21 protein-coding genes and 1 tRNA gene are annotated in these 23,825 nt (G+C 67.9%); 14 read left to right on the forward strand and 8 right to left on the reverse strand.

Annotated features, from left to right (window positions below; genetic code table 11):
- The first annotated feature begins 24 nt into the window (after positions 1–24).
- On the forward strand, positions 25–738 hold the full coding sequence (locus G6N43_RS05315) for a S1 family peptidase (RefSeq protein WP_083155419.1): 714 nt from the start codon (positions 25–27) through the stop codon (positions 736–738).
- On the opposite strand, the gene acs is transcribed toward G6N43_RS05315, so the two are convergent.
- Entirely contained in the window at positions 739–2,700 is a 1,962-nt protein-coding gene (acs, locus tag G6N43_RS05320; protein WP_083155280.1) for an acetate--CoA ligase, read from the reverse strand.
- 87 nt (positions 2,701–2,787) lie between these two features.
- Here acs and G6N43_RS05325 point away from each other — a divergent pair, with 87 nt between their 5' ends.
- On the forward strand, positions 2,788–3,609 hold the full coding sequence (locus G6N43_RS05325) for a Fic family protein (RefSeq protein WP_083155276.1): 822 nt from the start codon (positions 2,788–2,790) through the stop codon (positions 3,607–3,609).
- Between the two features lie 350 nt (positions 3,610–3,959).
- Here the strand turns inward: G6N43_RS05325 and G6N43_RS05330 are convergent, their stop codons facing one another.
- Positions 3,960–4,769, reverse strand: a complete 810-nt coding sequence (locus G6N43_RS05330; protein WP_083155272.1) for an HAD-IB family hydrolase — start codon at positions 4,767–4,769, stop codon at positions 3,960–3,962.
- A 521-nt stretch (positions 4,770–5,290) separates the two neighbouring features.
- On the opposite strand from G6N43_RS05330, the gene ssd reads away from it, so the two are divergent.
- From ssd to G6N43_RS05365, 7 genes are all read left to right on the forward strand, one after another.
- A complete protein-coding gene (gene ssd, locus G6N43_RS05335) occupies positions 5,291–6,364 on the forward strand; it encodes a septum site-determining protein Ssd (RefSeq protein ID WP_083155265.1) in 1,074 nt (357 codons plus the stop codon).
- Positions 6,361–7,527, forward strand: a complete 1,167-nt coding sequence (locus G6N43_RS05340; RefSeq protein WP_083155261.1) for a TadA family conjugal transfer-associated ATPase — start codon at positions 6,361–6,363, stop codon at positions 7,525–7,527. The genes ssd and G6N43_RS05340 overlap by 4 nt, the downstream gene beginning before the upstream one ends.
- Entirely contained in the window at positions 7,524–8,333 is an 810-nt protein-coding gene (locus G6N43_RS05345) for a type II secretion system F family protein (RefSeq protein ID WP_083155257.1), read from the forward strand. The genes G6N43_RS05340 and G6N43_RS05345 overlap by 4 nt, the downstream gene beginning before the upstream one ends.
- Positions 8,330–8,911, forward strand: a complete 582-nt coding sequence (locus G6N43_RS05350) for a type II secretion system F family protein (RefSeq protein WP_083155254.1) — start codon at positions 8,330–8,332, stop codon at positions 8,909–8,911. The genes G6N43_RS05345 and G6N43_RS05350 overlap by 4 nt, the downstream gene beginning before the upstream one ends.
- Positions 8,912–8,932: 21 nt before the next feature.
- Positions 8,933–9,136, forward strand: coding sequence for a DUF4244 domain-containing protein (locus tag G6N43_RS05355; protein WP_083155251.1), 204 nt, complete (start codon positions 8,933–8,935; stop codon positions 9,134–9,136).
- A gap of 71 nt (positions 9,137–9,207) precedes the next feature.
- The gene (locus G6N43_RS05360; RefSeq protein ID WP_234810186.1) at positions 9,208–9,459 is read left to right on the forward strand and encodes a TadE family type IV pilus minor pilin; all 252 of its coding nucleotides are present in this window, start codon (positions 9,208–9,210) and stop codon (positions 9,457–9,459) included.
- On the forward strand, positions 9,446–9,790 hold the full coding sequence (locus G6N43_RS05365; RefSeq protein ID WP_263991890.1) for an Rv3654c family TadE-like protein: 345 nt from the start codon (positions 9,446–9,448) through the stop codon (positions 9,788–9,790). The genes G6N43_RS05360 and G6N43_RS05365 overlap by 14 nt, the downstream gene beginning before the upstream one ends.
- A 5-nt stretch (positions 9,791–9,795) precedes the next feature.
- Here G6N43_RS05365 and G6N43_RS05370 read toward each other — a convergent pair whose 3' ends face one another.
- Together G6N43_RS05370 and G6N43_RS05375 are read right to left on the reverse strand one after the other, a co-directional pair.
- On the reverse strand, positions 9,796–10,785 hold the full coding sequence (locus G6N43_RS05370; protein WP_083155247.1) for a PAS domain-containing protein: 990 nt from the start codon (positions 10,783–10,785) through the stop codon (positions 9,796–9,798).
- A gap of 307 nt (positions 10,786–11,092) precedes the next feature.
- Entirely contained in the window at positions 11,093–13,432 is a 2,340-nt protein-coding gene (locus tag G6N43_RS05375) for a DNA 3'-5' helicase SftH (RefSeq protein WP_083155244.1), read from the reverse strand.
- 286 nt (positions 13,433–13,718) lie between these two features.
- Here G6N43_RS05375 and G6N43_RS05380 point away from each other — a divergent pair, with 286 nt between their 5' ends.
- From G6N43_RS05380 to topA, 3 genes are all read left to right on the forward strand, one after another.
- Positions 13,719–13,922: a cold-shock protein gene (locus tag G6N43_RS05380; protein ID WP_006243848.1), complete on the forward strand. Its 204-nt coding sequence runs from the start codon at positions 13,719–13,721 to the stop codon at positions 13,920–13,922.
- Between the two features lie 125 nt (positions 13,923–14,047).
- Positions 14,048–14,638, forward strand: a complete 591-nt coding sequence (locus G6N43_RS05385; protein WP_083155240.1) for a hypothetical protein — start codon at positions 14,048–14,050, stop codon at positions 14,636–14,638.
- Positions 14,639–14,773: 135 nt separating this feature from the next.
- Positions 14,774–17,593 carry a type I DNA topoisomerase gene (gene topA / locus G6N43_RS05390; RefSeq protein WP_083155228.1) on the forward strand — a complete coding sequence of 940 codons (2,820 nt, stop codon included), beginning with the start codon at positions 14,774–14,776 and terminating at the stop codon, positions 17,591–17,593.
- Positions 17,594–17,598: 5 nt separating this feature from the next.
- On the opposite strand, the gene G6N43_RS05395 is transcribed toward topA, so the two are convergent.
- Entirely contained in the window at positions 17,599–19,224 is a 1,626-nt protein-coding gene (locus tag G6N43_RS05395) for an adenylate/guanylate cyclase domain-containing protein (RefSeq protein WP_083155224.1), read from the reverse strand.
- A gap of 92 nt (positions 19,225–19,316) precedes the next feature.
- Here G6N43_RS05395 and G6N43_RS05400 point away from each other — a divergent pair, with 92 nt between their 5' ends.
- Both G6N43_RS05400 and G6N43_RS05405 read left to right on the forward strand, forming a co-directional pair.
- A complete protein-coding gene (locus G6N43_RS05400; RefSeq protein ID WP_083155219.1) occupies positions 19,317–20,507 on the forward strand; it encodes a DNA polymerase III subunit delta' in 1,191 nt (396 codons plus the stop codon).
- 53 nt (positions 20,508–20,560) lie between these two features.
- Positions 20,561–20,633, forward strand: a tRNA-Thr gene (locus G6N43_RS05405).
- A gap of 17 nt (positions 20,634–20,650) precedes the next feature.
- Here the strand turns inward: G6N43_RS05405 and G6N43_RS05410 are convergent.
- The 3 genes from G6N43_RS05410 to galE are packed head-to-tail and all read right to left on the reverse strand — an operon-like array spanning position 20,651 to position 23,796.
- On the reverse strand, positions 20,651–21,022 hold the full coding sequence (locus G6N43_RS05410) for a carboxymuconolactone decarboxylase family protein (RefSeq protein ID WP_083155216.1): 372 nt from the start codon (positions 21,020–21,022) through the stop codon (positions 20,651–20,653).
- A gap of 24 nt (positions 21,023–21,046) precedes the next feature.
- On the reverse strand, positions 21,047–22,831 hold the full coding sequence (locus G6N43_RS05415) for a hypothetical protein (protein WP_083155213.1): 1,785 nt from the start codon (positions 22,829–22,831) through the stop codon (positions 21,047–21,049).
- Complete coding sequence (galE, locus tag G6N43_RS05420) at positions 22,828–23,796, reverse strand: UDP-glucose 4-epimerase GalE (protein WP_083155210.1); 969 nt, start codon at positions 23,794–23,796, stop codon at positions 22,828–22,830. Before galE ends, G6N43_RS05415 begins: the two co-directional genes overlap by 4 nt.
- Between the last annotated feature and the right edge of the window lie 29 nt (positions 23,797–23,825).

The following is a 23,825-nucleotide window of genomic DNA, read 5'->3' on the forward strand; positions in this document are numbered from 1 at the left end:
GGGCCTGTCGAGGAGGTTTTCCGGTTGAGGAGCAGCGGCCGCTGCCTGCGGATTCCAGTGATCATCGCGGCCTTGTTCGCGGTGCTGTTGCCGACGTCCGCGACCGCGCACGCTCAGGAGCCCGTCACGCTGGGCGGTGGCTCGGGTCTGGTCGTCAACGGTGAGACGTTGTGCACGCTGACCACCATCGGCTACGACAATCGCGGAAATCTGGTCGGGTTCACGTCGGCGCACTGCGGCGGCCCAGGCGCGAAGGTGGCTGCCGAGCGGGCGGAGAACGCCGGGGTGCTCGGCACGATGGTCGCGGGTAACGACGCCCTCGATTACGCGGTCATTCAGTTCGACCCGCAGAAGGTGCGGCCCGTCAACAACATCGACGGATTCCAGATCGACGGACTCGGTCCCGACCCCGTCCCGGGCGATATCGCGTGCAAATTGGGCCGCACCACAGGTTACTCCTGTGGTGTCACGTGGGGTCCCGGCGAGGAACCCGGCACCTTCATCAACCAGGTGTGCGGTCAGCCGGGTGACTCCGGCGCGCCGGTGACCGTCAACAACCGGCTGGTGGGCATGATCCACGGGGCGTTCTCAGAAAAACTGCCCACGTGCATCATCAAGTACATTCCGCTGCACACGCCCGCGGTGAACATATCGTTCAACACGCAGCTGGCCGATATCGTCGCCAAGAACCGGCCGGGGTCGGGCTTCGTCCCGATCGGCGCCGCCCCGGCCGCCTGACTACTTGCTGGCCCGGATCGCCTCGAACACGCTGGGGTCCACCAGGGTTGACGTATCCCCGAGTTCGCGGCCCTCGGCGACATCGCGCAGCAGCCGCCGCATGATCTTGCCGCTGCGGGTCTTCGGCAGCTCGGGCACGACGTGGATCTCGCGCGGCCTGGCGATCTTTCCGATCTCCTTGGCTACCTGCTCGCGTAGCTCCTCGACCATCTCGGCGCCGCTGTCCTTGGCGTGCGACTCCAGGATCACGAACGCGCAGATGCCCTGGCCGGTGGTTTCGTCGGACGCACCGACGACGGCCGCCTCGGCGACATGGGAGTGGCCGACCAGCGCCGACTCGACCTCGGTGGTCGAGATCCGGTGTCCCGACACGTTCATCACGTCGTCGATGCGGCCCAGCAGCCAGATCGAACCGTCGGAGTCGACCCGCGCCCCGTCGCCGGCGAAGTACCAGCCCTGCTCGCCGTAGCGCGACCAGTAGGTCTCCTTGTAGCGCTCGGGATCGCCCCAGATGCCGCGCAGCATTGCCGGCCACGGCTGGTCGAGGACGAGATAACCCGTCACATGCTCGGCCTCATCGGCGCCGGGGACCAGCTCCTGGCCCTCCTCGTCGACGATCTTGGCTGAGATGCCGGGCAGCGGCTTCATCGCCGAGCCGGGCTTGGCCGCGGTGACACCGGGCAGCGGCGAGATCATGATGGCCCCGGTCTCGGTCTGCCACCACGTGTCGACGATCGGAACTCGGTTGCCGCCGAAGGCATCCCGATACCACCGCCACGCCTCCGGGTTGATCGGCTCGCCGACCGAACCCAGCAGGCGCAGGCTGGACAGATCATGGGCGTCGGGGTACTCGCGGCCCCACTTCATGAACATGCGCACCAGCGTCGGCGCCGTGTAATAGATGGTGACGCCGAATTTCTCGATGATCTCGAAATGACGGTGCTCGTTCGGCGAGTTCGGCGTGCCTTCGTAGACCACCTGCGTCGCACCGTTCGACAGCGGCCCGTAGACGATGTAGGTGTGGCCGGTGACCCAGCCGATGTCGGCGGTGCACCAGAAGACATCGCTCTCGGGCTTGATGTCGAAGACGTAATGGTGCGTGTACGACGCCTGGGTCAGGTATCCGCCGGAGGTGTGCATGATGCCCTTGGGCTTGCCGGTGGTCCCCGACGTGTAGAGGAGAAACAGCGGGTGCTCTGAATCGAACGCCTCGGGCGTGTGCTCGGGTGACGCCGGTTCGACGGTGTCGTGCCACCACAGGTCGCGACCCTCGGTCCACGGGGTGTCGATCCCGGTCCGGCGGACGACCAGAACGTGTTCGACGGAGTCCTGGCCCTTGCAGGCCTGGTCCACCGATTCCTTCAGCGATACGGCCTGGCCGCGACGGAACTGCCCGTCGCTGGTGATGACCAACTTGGCCTCGGCGTCCTCGATGCGGGCCGCCAGCGCGGTGGAGGAGAAACCCGCGAAGACGACTGAGTGCATGATGCCCAGGCGTGCACACGCCAGCATCGACACGATGGCCTCGGGGATCATCGGCATGTAGATCGCGACGCGGTCCCCGGCCACCAGACCCAGCTCGGTCAGTGCATTGGCCGCCTTGCACACGTCGGCCTGCAGTTGCGCGTAGGTGATGTCACGGACGTCGTCGACCGGTTCGCCCTGCCAGTGGATCGCCACCCGGTCGCCGTTGCCTGCCTCGACATGGCGGTCCACACAGTTGTATGCGACGTTGATCTTGCCGCCGACGAACCACTTGGCGAACGGGGCCTGCGACCAGTCCAACACCTCCGAGAACGGCGTGTCCCAGGACAGCCGTTCGGCCTGCTTCGCCCAGAACGCCAGCCGATCGGCCTCAGCTTCGGCGTACAACTCCTCGGTCGCGTTGGCTTGCGCCGCGAATTCCTCGGAGGGGGGATAGACGGACGGAACGTCGGTGTGCTGCGTCGTGGTGCTCGTCATGTCTGTGAGCGTAGTCACCGATGTTGATGATCAGGGCATCAAGTCACAGGGAGCTCCGCGGGCGGCGCATCGGGCGCGCCGAACGTCATGGCTGACGGGTCCAGCGGTCGGCTAGCGTGGGCTGCCGTGACTGCCGTCGACCCGTTGGCCCCGCTGGCCGAGCTGCCTGGAGTGGCCGATGCGAGCGCGGAGGTCGGCGAGGCGCTGGGACGCGCGCACCGGCACCGCGCCAACTTACGGGGATGGCCGGCGAACGCCGCCGAGGCCGCATTGCGGGCGGCGCGGGCGTCCTCGGTCTTGGACGGCGGTTCGCTGCAGTTGTCCGAGGAGGGCCCGGACCCCATCCTCGCCGGTGCCCTGCGGGTATCGGAAGCGCTCGAGGGCGGTGCGACGTCTCTGGTCGGCGTCTGGCAACGCGCCCCATTGCAAGCCATCGCGAAGCTGCACGCGTTGGCGGCGGCCGATATCGCAGACGACGATCACCTCGGCAGGCCGCGTACGGATCCCGACGTCGGCCGTCGCCTGGAATTACTGGCTGACATCGTGACCGGTGGCACCCGGGTCCCCGCGCCGGTGCTCGCCGCCGTCGTGCACGGGGAACTCCTGACGCTGGCCCCCTTCGGCAGCGCCGACGGAGTGGTGGCGCGGGCGGTCGGGCGGCTGGTCACGATCGCCAGCGGGCTGGATCCGCACGGCCTCGGCGTTCCTGAGGTGTATTGGATGCGCCAGTCAGGCGACTACCGGGCCGCCGCGCGGGGCTTCGCGTCCGGGACGCCCGACGGCCTCACCGCCTGGTTGCTGATGACTTGCCAGGGGCTGCGCGCCGGCGCGCGAGAGGCGCTCGCGATCGCCGCGGGCAGCGTGGGGGAGAGCGTCCAGCAAAGTAAAGCGGGCGACGTTCCGAACTAATTCGGCTCGCCGCCCGCTAGCACGGATACCGGTTACCATGCGTGCTCCGGTGGGTTGCGTGGGTGGCCTCGGCGTCTTGTCGATGCGCTTCAACTGCAACCCCACCCAAGGGGCCGTCGTGGCCGTCCGCTATCGCAACTACGCAGGCCCGCAACACTTTTGCCTATTCCGCGGCATGTGCTCCGCGTGGGTGCCGGGATCCGTGCTGGGGAGCCTGGTTCGGGAGATCCGAGCCTTCTCTTCCGGCTCGGTCTTGGCCTAACCAAGCTTCCGTGCCTCCTTTGTACTCCGTGACCGCGGTCACATCAAGGGGCAAATCCGCTGCGACTCCAGATCGTTACGCCTACGACTCAGAAGGCGAAGCGACGTAACAACGAGTAGGTCAACGCACCTGCAGCCAGGGCACTCACGCCGACCGCGGCTGTCGTAGCCATCGCCGCCCCGGAGGGCGCCGGGATGCGATCGCGCAAAGACACCGGCCGTGAGAACGTCAGTACCGGCCAGCCGCGGGCCGCGGCTTCTTTGCGCAACGCACGATCCGGGTTTACCACGGTCGGATGCCCGACCACCTCGAGCATGGGTATGTCGGTGATCGAATCGGAGTACGCATAGCAGTGCTCGAGTGCATATCCCTCACGGGCGGCGAGTTCGCGGATAGCCTCCGCCTTGCCCTCCCCGTAGCAGTAGAAGGCGATCTCTCCGGTGTACTTGCCATCCTCGACGACCATCCGGGTGGCCATCGCGTGAGTGGCGCCGAGCGCACGGGCGATCGGAGCGACAATCTCCTCACCAGAGGCGGAAACCACAACCACATCGCGGCCGCACAGCTTGTGGTCGGCGATGAGTTCGGCGGCCTCGGCGAAGACCAGTGGGTTGACGATGTCGTGCAGCGTCTCGCCGACGATCGACTTCACCTGTTCGACGTCCCACCCGGTGCACATGTTGGTCAGGTACGAGCGCATCCGGTCCATCTGATCGTGATCCGCACCCGACATGAGGAAGAGGAATTGCGCGTAGGCGGACTTCAAGACAGTGCGCCGAGTGATTAGCCCTTGATCGAAGAAAGGTTTGCTGAAAGCAAGGGTGCTCGATTTGGCGATGACCGTTTTATCAAGATCGAAGAAGGCGGCGGTGCGGACCGGGCCAGGGGGCGAAGCCATTGTTTGCCGAGCACTGGAATCTGCTGCCCCGGGGTGCGGTGCGTCCACGCAACCAGCATAGGGGCGGTGGTCCGAGGCAAGGCGAGAGAGTGTACGAAATGACAGTGCACGACAGGTGTCGGTGGCTGCATTTTTCCTGCTCCGGCGGTGCTTTGCATCACACGCACGACTTGCGCCCATCCGTGGCCGCGTGTGTATAGTGAGTGTTACTCGGCCTGTGCCGGGTGTGCATCAGCCCGACCCCCCGGGGCTGATACACGACGACCTCCGCCTCCTCCCCCCCTGGCGGGGGTCGTCCCTTTTTTCGGGACCATTCTTCGTCCGTCGGATATGTCCTTTCCTTTCCTCGCCGCACGCGTGCGCGACAACGATTCGCCTTTCGGATAGGTGATGGGGCGCGCGGTAGTTGCGGAATGTGATTTTCGCGATGCGCACCACTCATCCATCCCCACATTCGAGTTCATCCACAGACCGCGCGGTGACGATGGCGCGGTGTCGGCGCGGCACCGCATGGTGGGCGCATGGGAGCCACCGCCGGAATTCTCGCCCTTATCGGCGACCCCGACCTGCGTGACGATGTCGATCGCATCAGCGCCGCGGCGGGCGTCCAGGTTGTGCACGCCAGCGAGCCGTCCGGCCGCAGTGCGTGGACGGGGGCGGGCGCCGTGCTGCTCGATCGCGAGGCGGCCCACCGCTGTGCGCGCAGGGGCTTGCCGCGACGCGGACGAGTCATCCTGCTGACTCAGGCGCAGCCCGGCTCGGCCGAGTTCCAGGCAGCCATCGCGGTCGGCGCACAACACGTCCTCGTCCTGCCGGCCCACGAAGGCGAGTTGATGGCGGAGCTGTCGGAGGCGGCCGAAGACGCTCTGAGCGACGGTCGCCGGGGTCCGGTGGTCGCGGTTCTCGCCGGACGAGGCGGGGCGGGCGCTTCGGTGTTCGCGGCGGCGCTGGCCCAGAAGGCGTCCGACGCGACTGACGCCTTACTCATCGACGCCGACCCGTGGAGCGGTGGCATCGATCTGCTGCTGGGTATTGAGGCCGACCCAGGGCTCCGCTGGCACGATCTGACGCTGCAGGGCGGACGGCTGCACTACGCGGCGCTGCGTGACTCCCTGCCGCGGCACCGGGGCGTCTCCGTGCTCTCGGGTGGGCGGGGCGACGGGGGTATCGAAGCGGCGCCGTTGGGTGCCGTGATCGATGCCGGCAGTCGCGGCGGTGCGACGGTCGTATGCGACGTGCCAAGGGCCGCGACCCCGGCGACCGAGACTGCTCTCGAATCGGCGGATCTCGTCATCGTCGTGACGCCTGCGGACGTGCGCTCCTGCGCTGCGACCGAGGGGGTCGCGCGGTGGGTGTCGACCGTCAATCCGAACGTGGGCGTCGTCGTCCGAGGGCCGGCACCAGGTGGGTTGAGGTCACGCGACGTCGCGGCGATCGTGGGGCTTCCGCTCCTTGCCGCGATGCGACCGCAGCCGGGTATCGCAGCGGCGCTGGACCGGGGTGGTCTGCAACTGTCGCGCAGGTCCCCACTTGCGACCGCCGCCCGTCGGGTGATGGCGGTCCTGCAGCAGCATCCGGCGGCAGGCGCGGCATGAGCGCATCGCTGATCGAGCGTGTCCGTGAGCGCTTGGCCGCCGAATCGGCACCGCTCCGACCGACGGCGGTCGCCGCGGCGATCCGCGCGGAATCCGGCGGGCTGTTGGGGGACGCCGAGGTGCTCAGCGGCCTGCGGGTGTTGCAGACCGAACTCACCGGGGCCGGTGTCCTTGACCCGCTGCTGCGCGCGGATGGGACCACCGACGTTCTGGTCACCGCTCCCGACGCGGTATGGGTCGACGACGGCGCCGGGCTGCGCCGGACATCGATCCGGTTCGCCGACGACGATGCCGTCCGGCGCCTGGCGCAACGGCTGGCGCTGGCGGCCGGCCGCCGTCTCGACGAGGCGCAACCCTGGGTCGACGGGCAGCTGACCGGACTGGCAAGCGGGCAGTGCACCGTCCGGCTGCACGCCGTGCTGCCGCCGATCGCCCCCGCAGGCACATGCCTGTCGCTACGGGTGTTGCGGCCCGCCACCCAGGACCTCGCCGCCCTGATCGGGACGGGCACCATCGACCCGTCGGCCGCGGCGCTGCTCGACGACATCATTGCCGCGCGCCTTGCCTTTCTGATCTCGGGCGGTACCGGTGCAGGAAAGACCACCCTGCTGGCTGCGCTACTCGGTGCGGTTCCCCCGCACGAACGCATCGTCTGCGTGGAGGACGCCGCCGAACTGGAACCGGCGCACCCGCATCTGGTGAACCTGGTCGCGCGGTGCGCCAACGTCGAGGGCGTCGGTGAAGTGACGGTTCGGGACCTGGTCAGGCAGGCGCTGCGGATGCGGCCGGACCGGATCGTGGTCGGCGAGGTCCGCGGCGCCGAGGTCGTCGACCTGCTCGCAGCGCTCAACACGGGCCATGACGGCGGGGCGGGGACCGTGCACGCCAACCGTCCGACCGAGGTGCCTGCCCGTCTCGAAGCCCTCGCGGCGATCGGCGGGCTGGACCGCGGTGCGCTGCACAGTCAGCTCGCGGCCGCCGTTCAGGTTCTCGTGCACGTCACACGCGACCACGTCGGCGCGCGACGCCTGAACGAGATTGCGGTGCTACTCCCGGCCGCCGATGGTCGAGTGCGCGCAGAGACCGCCTGGCGTCTCGGGACCGGGTTCGATCGCGGCGCCGAACATCTCCGCAAGCTGGTGCATGAACGGCGGTCGACATGACTGGGGCGGCACTGGCACTGGCGCTCGCGCTGCTGGCGGCGCCGCGTCCGTCCCGGCACCGCCTTCGAGCGCGTGGACCTGTCTCGTCGACGCCGCCGAGCGTCACCGCGCGCCGCGCGGCACTGGTTCCGGCGGGTGTTCTAGTGGTGGCGCTGGCTTTCCTGTTGGCCTCGGTCACATCGGTGGGGCTCGTCGTCGCGACGGCGATAACCGGCGCGACAGTCGGGATTCGCCGACGGACCCGACGGCGGCGCCGAGCCCGCGCCGCCGAAGCCGTCGCGCTGCAGGGCGCGCTGGACACTCTCGTCGGGGAACTGCGCGTCGGAGCTCACCCCGTCGCCGCACTCGGCGCCGCCGCCGTGGACGTCGGCGGTGTCGTCGCCACGGCACTGCGGACCATCGCGGCGCGAGCGCGTCTGGGCGCTGACGTCGCGGTGGGCCTTCGCAGCGTCGCGCACCGCTCGTCGCTGCCAGGGCAGTGGGAAAGGCTCGCGGCCGGTTGGCAGCTCGCACAGCACCACGGCCTCGCCATCGGCACCCTGATGCAAACCGCACAGCGGGATCTCCTCGAGCGGGAACGATTCGCCGCCCGCGTCGACGCCGGGATGGCCGGAGCACGCGCCACCGCAGCGGTGCTGGCGGGGCTTCCCGTAGTCGGCGTCGGACTCGGCCAGCTGATCGGCGCCGACCCGCTGAGCTTCCTGCTCTCCGACGGATTCGGTGGATGGTTGTTGGTCATCGGGGTGGCACTGGCCTGTGTCGGCCTGCTGTGGTGCGACCGGATCACCAGTCAGGTGTTGAGATGATCTGCGCCGCAATCCTGATGGCTGTTGCGGTGCTTCTCGCCCCGGCCGGAGCAAGAGCGCGTGCACGTGCGTTGGCCGGTTTCGGGCCGCGGACATCGATACGGCCGGCCGTTCCGGTGGCCCCCGATGCGCTGGCCACGGCGTCGACTCTTGAGGTGTTGGCCGCATGCCTGCGTTCGGGAATGGCGGTGTCGACGGCCGCGGCCGCCACGGCGCCGTCCGCACCACCGCACCTGGCCCGGATCTTGACTCGGGCCTCCGACATGCTCGCGCTCGGCGCCGAACCGGCCTCGGCATGGACGGATCCGGCCAAGAACACCGACGACCACGCCGAAGCGCTGCTGCGGTTGGCGCGTCGCTCGGCGGCATCGGGTGCCGCTCTCGCGCAGGGCGTCGCCGAGTTGGCCGGCCAGGTCCACGACGATGCCGCCGACTCCGCCCGCGCCGCGGCAGAACGGGCCGGCGTCCTGATCGCGGGGCCGCTGGGGCTGTGCTATCTGCCCGCGTTCGTGTGCCTCGGCATCGTGCCGGTCGTCGCGGGCCTGGCCACCGATGTGCTGGGTTCCGGTGTGTTGTGAAAATGATGGGGAGGAAATCGATTGAAAAGCAACTGGATTCGTACATCGCAGGCGAAGCTGAGCCTGTTGATCGTGGACGAGAGCGGCATGTCCACGGTCGAATACGCAATCGGCACTATTGCGGCGGCGGCGTTCGGCGCCATTCTCTACACCGTGGTGACGGGCGACTCGATCGTCAGCGCACTGACCAACATCATCAATCGCGCACTGAACACCAACGTCTAGGTGACGAGGGCGGTGCGACGGTCGAGGCGGCGATCGGCATCGCGGGTCTGGTCGTCGTCCTGCTGGTGTGCATGTCGAGCCTCATCGCGGTGTCGACGTACATCCGGTGTGTCGACGCAGCCAGGGAAGCGGCGCGATTGGCAGCCCGAGGTGACGACGGATCGGCGGCGGCCCAAGCCATCGCGCCGGACGGAGCGGCGATTCAGCTGCGCCGCGACGGCGAACACATCGTCGCCACCGTCTCGGCGCGGTCGGCGTTCCTGCCGGGCGTCACCCTCGCGGGACGAGCTGTCGCCGCGTTGGAGCCCGGTGTGGGCGGATGACGGTGCGGCGACTCCGGTCGCCGTCGCGATGATGGCGGTGCTGGTGGCGGTCACCGTCGCGTGCGTGTACCTCGGCGCGGCGGTGACGGCGCGGCACCGCGCCCAGGCCGCGGCCGATCTCGCCGCACTGGCCGCGGCTGGACGGCTCGCGCAGGGTGCGGGCACTGCATGCGCACACGCCAAAGAGTTGGCCGAGGCGATGAGCACCAGGGTCGCGGACTGCACCGTGGTGGGACTCGATGCCGTTGTCGCCGTTGAGGTCGCCGTCGCACTCGGCCGGTTTGGTGTCGGTACGGCCCGAGCCGTAGCCCGCGCCGGCCCGGTCGAATAGTGCGGCTAGCTCTCGGCCGGACGGAGTGTGGCCAGTCCCGCGGACACGTCGTCGTCGAGCTCGACGCGGTTGATCGTCACGTGCACGGGCGTCCACCCGCCGTCGTTGGCGACCAACCGTAAGGTGCCCGAGGTGCGACCCTTCTCGAATTCCTCTGCCATTCTTGCCAATTCGTGCCGGTCTGACGGATGCACCAGATGTTCACCGGCCAGGCTGGCGCGCCAGTTGAAGAATGGGGCGGGGTCATCGAGCCACTTCAGCAGCGTCCAGTTGGTCGGGTCGACGAGCGCGCGGTGCGCGCCCGGCTGTGCCAAGCCCTTCAGGATCCGCTGGGCCAGAACGTCGCGTCGGTCAGCGCCGCCCTCAGACTCCCCGCGCCAGTTCATCGCCCGAAGGACCAGTCGCTGGCTTCCGTCGTCCGCTTCCTCGGCGAGCACTCTGGCCACGAAGCCGATCGTGATCGGTTCGCCGCGATAGTCCCTCACGTCCCACGAATTGCAGAGCGTGTGGCCGGGCTCGCGCTTGATCGTCATCGACAGGACTTCGGCCTCGCTCGGATTGAGCTCACGCTTAGGCAGATCCTCGGCGAACGCTCTGCCGTGCGTCACCTGACTGTCCGGGGCCCATCCGCTGTTGAACAACGACTCCTTGGTGTCGGTCGCGGTGCCGTTGGTCAGGTCCCAGATGAGCGGCCCGGGAATCGGGCGCTCCGGCGGCTCCATATCGGGCGGGCCGATCCACACGTGCACACCGTGAATCCGGCCATCCGACATCTGGATCACCTCGGTGCGGATCACGCGGTCGTTCTTGGGCGTGATGCTGCTCAGGCCTTGGCCCGCGCGCACGGTCTCGCCGATCGCGGTCTGAATCGCCATCAGATGCGGATTTCGCCTCAGAAACGCGCTGACGGGGACCAGATTCTTCGTTAGGCGCCCCTGTGCGACCACGGCAGGTTCGCTGCCCAATGTCTCCACGAGCAGCCAGTCGTGGTTCATGAGGGGCATTTTAGGGCGGGGTCTGCGGCCCTCCGCAGCCAGCATTTGCATACGGAATCAGTGGTCGTTTGCCATGTGTACGGTGCGTCACAAGATTTTTCGCGGGCGTCAGTTAACTCACCAAAGTTGCGGTGCCAGCCCTGACAAGGTAGTTTGCGACTGCACCCAGCTATACCGGGATAGGGAACGGATCGAGTTGTCCGACCGTTCGTCGCAACCGCGGTACCAGCGATTTCGGTCTGACTGGCAGGGTCCGCGGAGCCGCGGGGGCGACCGTACGAGGGGTCGGTCGCCCCTTGCGGCGGCGTCATGGCGTGGTGCCTCCGAGCTCTTTCAGAACCAGTCGCAGCAACCTGATCGCACCCTCTTTGTCAAGGGGATCGTTTCCGTTGCCGCACTTGGGTGACTGCACACAGGACGGGCACCCGGCGGGGCACTCGCACGCCTCGATCGCCGCCGCCGTCGCTCCCCACCAGACGTCGATCTTTTCGAAGCCGCGGTCGGCGAAGCCGGCGCCGCCGGGATAGCCGTCATAGACGAAGATCGTCGGCAGGCCGTCGACGGGGCCCACCGCCGTGGACACTCCGCCGATGTCGCCTCGGTCGCAGCTGGCGACCAGCGGCAGCAATCCGATCGCCGCGTGTTCGGCCGCATGAAGCGAACCCGGCACCCGTAACGGATCAATCCCGTTGTCCTGCAGAGCTTCAGGGGTGATGGTGCACATCACCGCCGAGGTGTCGAGGGTGCGCGTCGGCATCTCGAGTTCGACGAAGTCGATGACCTCGCCGCTCAACTCCCGCCGCAGATAGCCGATGACGGTGTTGGTCACCGATACCGGCACGAGCCCAACGGTCACCGGCCCGTAGGTCTTTCGTATCCCCTCGCCGGTGACCACGATGTCGGTCAACTCCCGGGCGGATGTGGTGTACCCCGGATCCTCGGCGTGCACGAACGCGACGCCGTCCTCGAAGTCGAGTGAGTCGACGACGTAGCTCTCACCCTGATGCAGATAGACGGCCCCCGGATGGACCGAGGCCGGTGCCTGGCCCGCGCCCGCGGTGCCCAACAGTCGCCCCGTCTCCGCCTCCAGGATCGCGATCTGACCACCCGACGAGCCGCGGATGTCCACTGCCGGATGCGGATCCACACCCGGTGTCGCGAAGTAACCGGTGGGACGCCTGCGCAGCAGGCCGTCGTCGACGAGCGACGCCGCGACCGCCTCGGCGTTCCACATCCGCACCTCCGCCTCGGTGAGCGGAAGCTCGGTCGCGGCGCAGAGCAACTGCGGGCCAAGGACATACGGATTGGACGGATCGATGACGACGCGTTCGATCGGCTTGTCCAGCAGGGCCGCGGGGTGATGGACGAGGTACGTGTCGAGCGGGTCGTCGCGGGCGATCAACACGATCAACGCGCTTTGGCCCCGGCGGCCGGCACGGCCTGCCTGCTGCCAGAAGGACGTCACCGTGCCGGGAAAGCCAGCCAGTACGACGGCATCGAGGCCAGCGATGTCCACCCCGAGTTCCAAGGCGTTGGTCGTCGCCAGCCCGCGCAATTCGCCGTCGGCGAGTGCGCGTTCCAGCGCGCGCCGGTCCTCGGCGAGATAACCCGCCCGATATGACGCGACACGGTCGGCGAGATCCGGTGCGAGTTCCTCCAACCGGGCGCGCGCGCCCAGCGCCGTCAGTTCGGCACCGCGGCGCGAACGCACGAATGTCAGCGTGCGAGCGCCCTCGGCGATCAGATCGCCCATCACCCGCGCGGCATCCGCGCCCGCCGAACGCCGAACCGGGGCACCGTTTTCTCCGACGAGGTCGTCCAGCAAGGCCGGCTCCCACAACGCGACCGTGCGTGCGCCCTGCGGTGAACCGTCCTCGGTGACCTCAGTGACGGTCTGCCCGATCAGTTCCGACGCGGTGCCGGCGGGTGACGCCGTGGTGGCACTGGCGAAGATCACCGTGGGTCCGGAGGATTCCGATCCGGCGCCCGAATAGCGGGTGGCCAACCGCAACAGCCGACGCAGCACCATCGCCACGTTTGACCCGAAAACACCACGGTAGTAATGGCATTCATCGACGACGAGGTATCGCAGGTTACGGAGGAACACCGCCCAGCGGGCATGGTTGCGCAGCAGTGACAGGTGAATCATGTCGGGATTGGAGAAAATCCAGCGCGACCGTTCCCTGGCGAAGCGTCGCACCTCGGTAAGGCTGTCACCGTCATACGCGCTCGGCGCGACGTCACGGAGCCCGGGTACGGCTTCGGTCAGCGCCACCGCGGTGCGCAACTGGTCGTGGCCGAGCGCCTTGGTGGGCGACAGATAGAGCACGCGGGCGCGTGAATCAGCTTTCAGCGCCGTCAAAATCGGCAACTGGTATGCCAGCGACTTGCCCGACGCGGTCCCGGTGCTGAGTACCACATGACGCCCGGCGTTGGCGAGGTTGGCCGCTGCGAGCTGATGTGACCACGGCGCCTCGATGCCGCGATCAACGAACGCCTGCACCACTTCTGGATCGGCCCACTCCGGCCAGCCTTGGCGTCGGCCCTGGCGCGGCGGCAGGTCGGCGACATGACGCAACGGATCGTGCCCTCCACTACGGGCGCCGTCGACCGCGCTAGCGAGCAGTTCGCGGCCGAAATCTGCCATACCGAACCTTTCCTGGCCCTTCCTGAGCCCCTTCGTATGTGAATTGTTCACCAATCGATTGCGTCTCCACTGTCGCCGCAGCCCAGAACGTGATTGACTGATCGCGGTCGCAGCTTCTGTGTTCGTGTATTCGCACTCGCAGGATCGACGTTGCGATCGCGGTTCCTGCGAGGGTTGTAGGTCGGGTCGAGTTCCGAGCACTCCACGAAGGTATGGCGGTCGGAACGGGCCCGGTGTACCGAAACGGTGGACCGCACCCGGTATGAAGAGAAGGAAAGTACGAAAGATGCCACAGGGAACTGTGAAGTGGTTCAACGCGGAAAAGGGTTTCGGGTTCATCGCGCCCGAGGACGGTTCTGCCGATGTGTTCGTCCACTACACGGAGATTCAAGGAAGCGGCTTCCGCACCCTTGAGGAGAACCAGAAGGTCGAGTTCGAGGTTGGCCAGAGCCCCAAGGGCCCGCAGGCCACAGGCGTTCGCGCCGTCTAACCGACGCACCTAGAGGAAACCCCCCGCACAGCTCCGACAACGAGCATCGCGGGGGTGTTTTCGTTTGGGGGGTGCCCGGCCCGGCGGCACCTCGGCCGGGCGGTCCCTGGCTTAATGTCGAACGCGTGAGCCAGCTGTCCTTCTTCTCGGCCGAGTCGGTGCCGCCTGCGGTGGCCGACCTGACCGGGTTGCTTGCCGCACCGGGACAGGTGGTGCTGGTGGGTTCGGGCGCACAGGCCGGGGCGCGGCTCTCGGTGGTGGTGGACCAGATGTGGCGGGCGCAGGCGCTCGCCGAGATGATCGTCGAGGCCGGCCTTGAGCCCGAGATATCCCGCACCGACGAGAACAATCCGCTGGTCCGCACGGCTGTCGACGCGCGCCTGGTCGGTATCGCCACCGAATGGACACGCGGCGCCGTCAAGACCGTCCCGCCGCAGTGGCTGCCGGGTCCGCGACAATTGCGGGCCTGGACGCTGGCCGCGGGTACCCCGGAGGCCGATCGCTACCTCCTTGGCCTGGACCCGCACGCGCCCGACACGCATTCGCCACTGGCGTCGGCCATGATGCGGGTGGGGATAGCTCCGACACTCATCGGCACCAGAGGGTCTCGTCCGGCACTGCGGATCAGCGGTCGCCGCCGGCTATCGCGCCTGGTAGAGAACGTGGGGGAACCCCCGGCGGATGTGGACGCGTTTGCTCAGTGGCCGCGCGTCTGACGGCCCGGAAAAGGGGGGTCAGTTTGCGTCGGGTCGATCAGAATGCGAAATTGTCAGTTGCCGACGAGGCCCTGCCGGACGCACAGCGCGGTTTCGGGCGTTGTTGGCAGCAGAAGAAGTGGAGCGTAGGCACTGGTGGGAGACGAGGACCGCAGTAGCGGCCGCAACGGCGGCGACGAGCCGTCATCGCGAAGAGCCAACGGCTCGGTGCGGCGACTCGTCATAGTCGAGTCGCCTACCAAGGCGCGCAAAATTGCCGGGTATCTGGGTTCCAACTACATCGTCGAGTCCTCCCGCGGGCACATCCGCGACCTGCCACGCAACGCTGCCGACGTGCCCGCGAAGTACAAGTCGGAGCCCTGGGCGCGCCTCGGGGTGAACGTCGAGGACAACTTCGAGCCCCTGTACATCATCAGCCCGGAGAAGAAGAGCACCGTCGCGGAGCTCAAGGACCTGCTCAAGGACGTCGACGAGCTCTATCTGGCCACCGACGGCGACCGCGAGGGCGAGGCCATCGCGTGGCATCTCCTGGAGACGCTGAAGCCTCGCATCCCGGTCAAGCGGATGGTGTTCCACGAGATCACCGAGCCGGCCATCCGGGCCGCCGCAGAAGACCCGCGCGATCTGGACAACGACCTCGTCGATGCGCAGGAGACCCGACGCATCCTGGACCGCCTCTACGGCTACGAGGTCAGCCCGGTGCTGTGGAAGAAGGTCGCGCCGAAGCTGTCGGCGGGCCGGGTGCAGTCCGTGGCGACCCGCATCATCGTGTCGCGCGAGCGGGAGCGCATGGCGTTCCGCAGCGCGGGCTACTGGGACGTGACCGCGCAACTCGACGCCAGCGTGTCCGACCCGCAGGCGTCGCCACCGACGTTCACCGCGAAGCTGAGCTCTGTCGACGGACTGCGAGTGGCCGCCGGACGCGACTTCGACTCGCTGGGCGCGCTCAAGAAGCCCGACGAGGTGGTGGTGCTCGACGAGTCCGCCGCCGGTGCGCTGGCCGCCGGGCTGCGCGGCGCGCAGCTCGAGGTGTCGTCCGTCGAGCAGAAGCCCTACACCCGTAAGCCGTACGCGCCGTTCATGACGTCGACGCTGCAGCAGGAGGCCGGCCGGAAGCTGAGGTTCTCCTCGGAGCGCACGATGAGCATCGCGCAGCGGCTCTATGAGAACGGCTACATCACCTATATGCGTACCGACTCGACGACGCTGTCGCAGTCGGCAATCAACGCGGCACGCAATCAGGCTCGCCAGCTCTACGGCGAGGAGTACCTGCATCCGCAGCCGCGGCAGTACACCCGCAAGGTCAAGAACGCCCAGGAGGCGCACGAGGCCATCCGGCCCGCGGGCGACGTCTTCCAGACGCCGGGTCAGCTGCACAGCCAGCTCGACACCGACGAGTTCCGGCTCTACGAGCTGATCTGGCAGCGCACGGTCGCCTCGCAGATGGCCGACGCCCGGGGTACCACGCTGAGCCTGCGGATCTCCGGGCAGTCGAGCGACGGCAGACAGGTGGTGTTCAACGCCAGCGGGCGCACCATCACGTTCGCCGGCTTCCTCAAGGCGTATGTCGAGAGCATCGACGACCAGGCGGGCGGCGAGGCCGACGACGCCGAGAGCCGGCTGCCTCAGCTCAAGCAGGGCCAGCGGGTGGACGCCAAGGAGCTCACGGCTGACGGTCACACCACATCGCCGCCTGCCCGCTACACCGAAGCGTCGCTGATCAAGGCGCTGGAGGACCTCGGTATCGGACGGCCGTCGACGTACTCGTCGATCATCAAGACGATCCAGGACCGCGGCTACGTGCACAAGAAGGGCAGCGCCCTGGTGCCGTCGTGGGTCGCGTTCGCCGTCACCGGTCTGCTCGAACAGCACTTCAGCCGGCTGGTCGACTACGGCTTCACCGCGGCGATGGAGGATGAGCTCGACGAGATCGCCGCGGGCCACGAACAGCGCACCAACTGGCTGACCAACTTCTACTTCGGCGGCGAGCACGGTGTGGCCGACTCGATCGCACGCTCGGGCGGCCTGAAGAAGCTCGTCGGCGTGAACCTCGAAGGTATCGACGCTCGAGAAGTCAACTCCATCAAGCTGTTCGACGATGCCGAGGGTCGCCCCATCTACGTGCGGGTCGGTAAGAACGGGGCGTACCTGGAGCGCATGATCACCGGCGAGGACGGCGAGCCGACCCCGCAGCGCGCGAACCTCAAGGACGAGCTGACCCCCGATGAGCTGACGCTCGAGCTCGCCGAAAAGCTTTTCAGCACACCGCAAGAGGGCCGTTCGCTGGGCATCGATCCCGAGACCGGACACGAGATCGTCGCGAAGGACGGCCGCTACGGGCCGTACGTCACCGAGGTGTTGCCGACGCCGGACGAACCCGACGACGACGCGGGCGCAACCGCCAAGAAGGGCAAGAAGCCGACCGGGCCCAAGCCGCGCACGGGGTCGCTGCTGCGTTCGATGGACCTCGAGACCGTCACGTTGGAAGACGCGCTGCGGCTGCTGTCGCTGCCTCGTGTTGTCGGCGTGGATCCGACCACCGGCGAGGAGATCACCGCGCAGAATGGCCGCTACGGCCCATACCTCAAGCGCGGCAACGACTCTCGATCGCTGGCCACCGAAGAGCAGATGTTCGACATCACGCTCGAAGAGGCCCTGAAGATCTACGCGGAACCGAAACGCCGTGGCGGCCAACGCGCTTCGGCGCCGCCGCTGCGCGAACTGGGCAACGACCCCGCGACCGGCAAGCCGATGGTGATCAAGGACGGCCGCTTCGGGCCGTATGTCACCGACGGCGAGACCAACGCCAGCCTGCGCAAGGGCGACGACGTGCTGTCCCTGACCGACGAGCGGGCCGCCGAATTGCTCGCCGACCGCCGCGCGCGGGGCCCGGTCAAGCGCAAGAAGGCGACGAAGAAGGCACCCGCGAAGAAGAGGGCCGCCAAGAAGGCCTAAGGACTCTAAGCCTTCTCCTCCACAACGGATTCGGGTTCGGAGTCCGATTCGGGTTCGGACGCCACGTCTTCCGGTGACACCAGGTTCACCGGCCGCGCCAGCTGGGTGGGGGCGACGCGCCCGCGCAGTTCGACGATCTCGCCGACGTCCCAGCACAGCGCCTCAGCGTCCAACGCCCCGCTGACCGCGATGGCCGACGCGAGCACATGCCCCGGCTCGAGTTTGGCCAACTCGGTCAGCCGTGCCGCTTCGTTGACCGGATCGCCGATGACGGTGTACTCGAACCGGGCCTGCGCGCCGATGTGCCCGGCGATCGCGCGGCCCGCCGAAACGCCGATGCCGAATTCGGTCTGGCCCAGCACCTGGATCAGTTCGTCGTGCAGCTCTCGCGACGCGGCGAGCGCGGCCCCGCACGCGTCGGGGTGCTCGATCGGTGCCCCGAAGATCGCCAGCGCCGCATCACCCTGGAACTTGTTGACGAAGCCGCCGTGGCGGTTCACGGTGTCGACGACCACCCGGAAGAAGTCGTTGAGCAGGTTGACGACCTCACCGGCCGGGATGGTGGCCGCCAGCTGCGTGGAACCGACCAGGTCGACGAACAACACGGCCACGTCGCGTTCCTGGCCGCCGAGTTCGGTGCCGCGCTCCAGCGCCCGCCTGGCGACGTCCTCGCCGACGTAGCGGCCGAACAGGTCGCGCAGCCGTTGTCGTTCGGCGAGGTCGCGGACCATGTCGTTGAAGCCGGCCTGCAGCAGGCCCAGCTCGCTGGCGTCGTAGATCTGCATGTGGGCGTTGTAGTTGCCGCGCTGTACCTCGCCCAGCGCCCAGCGCAGCTGGCGTAGCGGGTCGGCGATCGACATCGCGACCAGCACCGTGCCGAACAGGCCGATGACCAATGCGGCGATGGCCAGCAGCAGGATCGGGGTGGTCAGCTTGTCCGCGGGCGCGGTGAGCACCTCGAACTTGCTGGCCACCAATGCCAGCACGATCGCCAGGATCGGCACGCCGGTGGACAGCACCCACGTCATCACCTGCCGCTGAATCACCCCGGGGGCGCGGAAGTTCTCGGGCACCCCGCCACGTAGCGCGGCTACGGCGACGGGTCGCAGCACCCGCTCCGACTGCAGATATCCGATGATCGCCGTCGCCGTGGCACCCAGACCGCTGGCGACGAACACGACCGGCGCCGACTTACTGGCCACCGGCCAGCTGGCGACGATGAACACGACCGACCCGAGCAGCCAGTTCGCGACGTTGATCATGGTGCGGTAGTAGGGCATCTTCAGCGCGCGGACACGGGCCAACTCGGTCACGGCCGGGTCGGTCTCGGTGAGCAGCGTGTCGCGGCGCTGCCAGCGGATCACCGGGATCAGCAGCCGCAGGCTCAGATACGACGCCGTCGTGAACGAGATGAAGAGGAAGCCCAGAAAGACCGCCAGGTTGAACGCGGGCAGGTCTTGCAGCTGGATGCGGTCCTCGGGTGGCAATCCGAACCGCAGGAAGCTCAGGACCAGCAGGGCGCCGATGATGTCGGCCTGCAGCATCCCGAGGGTGAACACCGGCCACGGCGTACGCGCCACCCAGCGGACGAATGCACCGATTCGTCTGATGGGGATGGCCGAACTGGTCACTGGTCAACCGTATCGGTCGGCACGGACTGGAAAAGGCGCAAACGAGCCCTGTGAGGCTGACGTGTCGCTTCGCAGCACTACTGTTATCTGCGATGACCGGTGTTTTTTCGCGTCTGGTGGGCCAGCAGGCGGTAGAAGCCGAATTGGTGGCCGCTGCACAGGCCGCCCGTGGTGATTCGTCTCACACCATGACCCACGCCTGGCTGATCACCGGGCCGCCCGGATCGGGCCGATCGATCGCCGCGCTGTGCTTCGCCGCCGCCCTGCAGTGCACCAGCGATGGCGTCCCGGGCTGTGGCGAGTGCCGCGCCTGCTCGACGGCGATGGCGGGCACCCACGCCGACGTGCGGCGCATCGTCCCCGAAGGCCTGTCCATCGGGGTCGACGAGATGCGCACCATCGTGCAGATCGCGTCGCGGCGACCGAGCACCGGGCGCTGGCAGGTCGTGGTGATCGAGGACGCCGACCGGCTGACCGAGGGCGCGGCGAATGCACTGCTCAAGGTCGTCGAGGAGCCGCCGCCGTCGACGGTGTTCCTGCTCTGCGCGCCGTCCGTGGACCCCGAGGACATCGCAATCACCCTGCGGTCGCGCTGTAGGCATGTGGCGCTGGTGACGCCGCCGGTCGACGCCATCGCCCAGGTGCTGATCGACACCGACGGGCTGGCGCCCGCCGAGGCTCGCTGGGCGGCGTCGGTCAGCGGCGGCCATGTGGGCCGGGCGCGGCGGCTGGCCGTCGACGATGAGGCGCGTGAGCGCAGGCAGCGGGCGCTGTCGTTGGCGCGTGACGCGGCCACCCCGTCGCGCGCCTACGCCGCCGCCGAGGAGCTGGTCGCCACCGCCGAGGCGGAGGCGGTGTCGCTGACGGAAGACCGCAACGAGGTCGAGACGGAGGAGTTGCGCACCGCCCTCGGCGCCGGTGGCACCGGCAAGGGCACCGCGGGCACCATGCGCGGGGCGGCCGGGGCGCTCAAAGATCTTGAGCGGCGGCAGAAGTCGCGCAAGACCCGGGCCTCCCGCGACGCGCTGGACCGGGCGCTGATCGACCTCGCCACGTACTTCCGGGATGCACTGCTGGTGTCCGCGGGCGCCGGCGCCATCGCCCCGAACCATCCCGACATGAGTGAGCGGGTCGCCGCGATGGCCGCGCACGCATCACCGGAAAAGCTGTTGCGCTGCATCGAGGCGGTGCTGGACTGCCGCGAGGCGCTGGACATGAACGTGAAGCCGAAGTTCGCGGTCGACGCGATGGTCGCCACCGTCGGCCGTGCTCTGCGTGACTGAGTTGGGCGCTCGGTGTGCCCTGTCGTAGACTCGTGCCGCCCCGAAACGGGCACGCCACCTTAGCTCAGTCGGTAGAGCGATTCACTCGTAATGAATAGGTCGGGGGTTCGATTCCCCCAGGTGGCTCTCAGAGCGTCAGCCGGTCACGCCGCGCCGAACACCTCACCCGCCACCCGCAGGGCCGAGTTGGCCGCGGGGAACCCGGCGTAGCCCGTCGAGTGGTAGATCACCTCGGCGATCTCGTCCTCGGTCAGCCCGTTGTTGCGAGCGATCTGGACGTGAATCTGCAACTCGTCGGTCGCCCGCAACGCGATGAGGATGCCGAGCGTGACGAGGCTGCGGTCGCGACGGCTCAGCCCCTCACGTGTCCACAACCGGCCGAAGACGTTGTCCATCACCAACGGCAGCATCTCGCTCCCGAATGAGCCCTCCGGGATCTCGACATCGCCGTCCGGTAGGACACCGGGCAGCAGTTCGCGAAAAACCTCGAAGCCTTGCTCACGCACATCAGTCATGGGAACAGCGTGACATGCGCAGGCCTATCTGGGAGCGACGAATCCGACCGGGCCCGGCGAGATGCACACCGACAACGCCGCGGTGTTCGCCCGTACGTCGATCGCGTCGCCGGCACCGGGGAGCCGGACGAACACCCGATTGAGCCCCGGCCGCACCGGCACCTTCACCTCGACACCCTCCGACAGCGACATCGTCAGCGATCCGTCGCTGTTGGCCAGATAGTTGATCTCCGCGGTCCAATCGGCAGGCAGCAGCGGGCCGTCCAACGGCATCCGCACGGGGAAGTCGGGTTGGACGAGATAGCCGCATTGCGGCTCGGGCCCCTCGACGATGCTGCGCACCCAGGTGACCTTCGCGTCGACCAACCGTCCGGAGCTGTCGAGCATGCGCAAGTCCGTTGTGGCCGAGGTGAACTCGGGACGGCGCCGCAGGAGGGCGAACATGTGACTGGCCCGGTTCTCGGGTCCGACCACACGCTGCAGCACCATCGGGTCGACCTCCTGGTCGAGCATCGGAGCGCTGGACTTCAGCGACGCGGCGGCCAGTCCCGCCACGGCATTCTGCAGGTACGCCTGGGCCGGGTTGTCCCGCCAACTCGTCAGGAACGTCATCGTCGAGTAGAGGCTGCTCGCCACGAACGCGGTTGTCGCGACGACGATTACGGCTGTCCTGGCGCGTGATGCGTCCAGCCAGGACGAGCCCTCGCGGTTGGGCGCGCACAGGCCAACGGCCGCCAGCAGCGCCAGCACGATCACGAGGTCGGGCAGGTACCGCAGGGTCTGCGCCAACTCGAGCGCGGTGTACTCCGACGAGCGCATCAGGTAGATCGGTATCTGGCACGCCACCGCGTAGCCGACCGCGACGAGCCACACCGGACCGATACGCTGTTTTCGCGCAACAGTCACCACCACCACGGCCGCCAAGGCCAGCCACCCGAGCACCATCACGGTCACCGGTGGCGTACCCCAGGGTGACGCCGGCGCCCAGCGCTGCCAATCCCACGGCCCGCCAACGAGTCCGGGCACGATGCCATGCGTCACCGAGCGGCTCAACAGATCCCAGGTCATCGACCAGTCGAGGGTCCACCGTTTCTGGTCGACGACGGCCAGATAGACGGCAATCCATACCGCGGTGACGGCCAGCGCCGAGACCCACAACCGAATCCCTCGGCGCCACACCGTCGCCGGTGAACCGGTGCCGGTGACATGGGCGAGCAGAGCGACGACCGTGAATGCGACGAACGGGATGACGGCCGCCTTCTCGAAGAACAGCAGACCGCCGAAGTAGACCAGCAGTCCTGTGACGGCATAGCGTTGATTTCCGGTGCGCACCAACAGAACAGCGTCCCCGCACACCCAGGACAGCGCCGCCAGCATAGGAAGCGAATTCAACGCTGCGGCCCACCACGCGAAGCCGGGTACGGCCAGCGGGGTGAACAGCGCAAAGGTCAACGGAATGAGCAACACTGGCCGCCAGCCCAGGATCACGTGCAACGCCCGCAGTAGCGCCAGCGACACCAACAGCTGCAACACGATCAGGCTGATCGCCGGGAGAAACCACTGCAGTGGCGCAATCCGCGTGATTGCGCCGGCGACCAGAAAGGCGCCCGGCATCACGTGGCCGTCGTGGTCGTCGAACAGATACTCCGCCGACAGTAGGTTCTGCGTGCCCGCGCGACCGATCAGAATCAGGTCGTCCCAGTAGAAGTAGCCGCCGAAGGCGAGCACCGCGCGGACGACCAATTGCACCGCGATCAGTGCGGCAGCGGTGCGGGCGACCCAGTTGACTTGACTTGTGGTGCTTTTCACGCGGGATAGTTGTCGCCGGCCCGGCTGCGCGCCTCCCACGCCGAGGCGACCATCTCGTGCAGTGAATGTCGCATCTGCCAGTCCAGGTCACGCTTGGCCAGGTCGCCCGAGGCGACGATGCGGGCCGGGTCTCCCGGCCGCCGGGGGTTGATGGTCGGTTCGAAGTCGATCCCGGTCACGTCCCGGATCGCCGTCATGATCTCGCGCACCGACGTGCCGTCCCCGCTGCCGAGGTTGTACACCGGCTCGACCGGCTCATCGGCCGCGAGCCGCATCGCGGCGGCGACATGCGCAAGCGCCAGGTCGGCGACGTGGATGTAGTCGCGCACGCACGTCCCGTCCGGTGTCGGGTAGTCGTCGCCGTTGATATGTGGCGTCTCGCCCCGGTAGAGCGCGTTGAACACCAACGGGAACAGGTTGTGCGGACTGGCGTCGAACAGTTCCTCTGAACCCGAGCCGACCACATTGAAGTAGCGCAGGCTGGTGTGCCGCAGGCCGGACGCGCGGCCGGCGTCGCGCAGCAGCCATTCGCCAATCAGCTTGGTCTCACCGTATGGCGACTCCGGTCGTGTCGGGGTGTCCTCGGTGACGATGTCGACGTCCGGCGTGCCGAAGGTGGCCGCGCTGGACGAGAACACCATCTTGTCGACGCCCGTGGCCTCCATCGCCTTGAGCAAGGTCACCATTGCCGAGACGTTCTGCTCGTAGGTGTGCAGGGGGCGCTGGACCGACACTCCGGCGTACTTGAACCCGGCGATGTGAATGACGCCGTCGACGCGGTGGTCCTGCAGGGCCCGCGTCACGAGGTCCCCGTGCAGGATGGTGCCGCGCACGAACGGCACCGATGCGGGGACGAACTGCTCCAGCCCCGTCGACAGATCGTCGATGACAACCACGCCGAGGTCGGCGTCCAGCAGCGCGCGGACCACGTGGGAACCGATGTAGCCGGCTCCGCCGGTCACCATCCACGTTGTCGGAGCCACCACCGGGCCGA

It is taken from the genome of Mycolicibacterium moriokaense (genome assembly GCF_010726085.1).
GTDB lineage: Bacteria > Actinomycetota > Actinomycetes > Mycobacteriales > Mycobacteriaceae > Mycobacterium > Mycobacterium moriokaense.